Below are 1,379 nucleotides of genomic sequence, written 5' to 3' on the forward strand. Positions count from 1 at the left end.
CTTCTGGCGTCGGATCTTCTGGCGAATGATGACGGTGCGGTGAGCATCAGTTCGGTTCAGAATAGTGACTACGGGACGGTGTCGCTTGATGGTGATGGGAATGTGGTCTTTACCCCGGTTGCGGATTATTACGGGCCCGCGGTGTTCAGCTATACGGCACAGGATGGTAACGGCAATAGCAGCACGGCGACGGTGACACTGGATGTCAGGGCGACGCTTGATGAAAGCCACCTGATCAGCAAAGAGTGGGGGACACTTGCCGAGCCGGACATGTGGGATGCAGCCCAGTTGGACAATGGTGGCCATGTGACGGTTTGGCACGAGAGCGATTTTGTCTATCTGATGATTACGCGTGCGGACGGAACGACGCAACGCAGTCGTTCTGGACTGTCGGGTTTAACAAACCATGTTACGGAATTGAAGGTTGAGGGTCTTGCCGGTGGCGGTTTTGTCGTTATGGAGACGACATCGGCCTATTCCCCTTCACGGACCGGTTTTGTGGTGTATAACGCGTCGGGGAACATGATAGGCCGGCACCAGATGGTGACGGTTGAAGGCACCTGGCAGAACTCGCCGGAGATCATCGGTCTTCAGGATGGCGGTTTTGTTTTGCTGTTCTCGGAGCGACCGGCTGGTCGAACAGATTATGATACCTATGGTCGGCGTTATTCCGCCACCGGGGAGGCGCTTGGCGAGCGCTTCGAGATCAGTGGTGATGATAGAAGTACAGAGACACAGGTCAATGGTGTTGAACTAGCCGATGGCCGTCTTGCTGTCTTCTCGATGAGCCAGTATGGCGGGACATATACGACTACGCTTCAGGTATTGAGTTCTCGTGGTGTCAAGCTTGGCGACAGTATTGTTGCGTTGGAGGGAGAAGGCCGATATCAGCAGTTCAAGCCAAGCGCGATGCTGCTTGCCGACGGACGTGTTGCGGTTGCCATCGGGACGGCGAGACTTCAGGTCTATAACATTGATGCAAACAATGCTGTGACGCTGGATGCGACGGTTGATATCGACGCTGGGAACATGGTGGCTCAGATTGTTACCTTCTCGGATATCGTGGCCCTTGCAGATGGCGGCATGTTTGTGGCGTTTACGCGGGGTGAGCGCGGGGGCTTTACCCGGATTTATGGTCAGCGTTATGACGCTGCGGGCAATCCGGTGCATGGGGAGGTTGACTTTGGCGATCTCGCCTATGGATCGGAACAGAATATCCGTCTTGAGCCAGCTTCGGACGGGGGCGTGTATCTGTATTACAGCAACGAGAATGCGTCGGGTAAGAATGACCTTTATCGTATTCATGTTGATGCCGGTGTGACCGGAGAGACGCTCGCCGATGCCCAGTATCTCGATGTGCCAGGGGCGTATGCGGATGC

The 1,379-nt window shown here is 55.3% G+C and carries 1 protein-coding gene; it reads left to right on the forward strand.

The features are described from left to right. On the forward strand, nucleotides 1-1,379 hold a 1,379-nt coding region (locus tag TH25_RS25200), incomplete at both ends, for an Ig-like domain-containing protein (protein ID WP_181847844.1).

This window comes from Thalassospira profundimaris (assembly GCF_003326755.1).
Lineage (GTDB): Bacteria > Pseudomonadota > Alphaproteobacteria > Rhodospirillales > Thalassospiraceae > Thalassospira > Thalassospira profundimaris_B.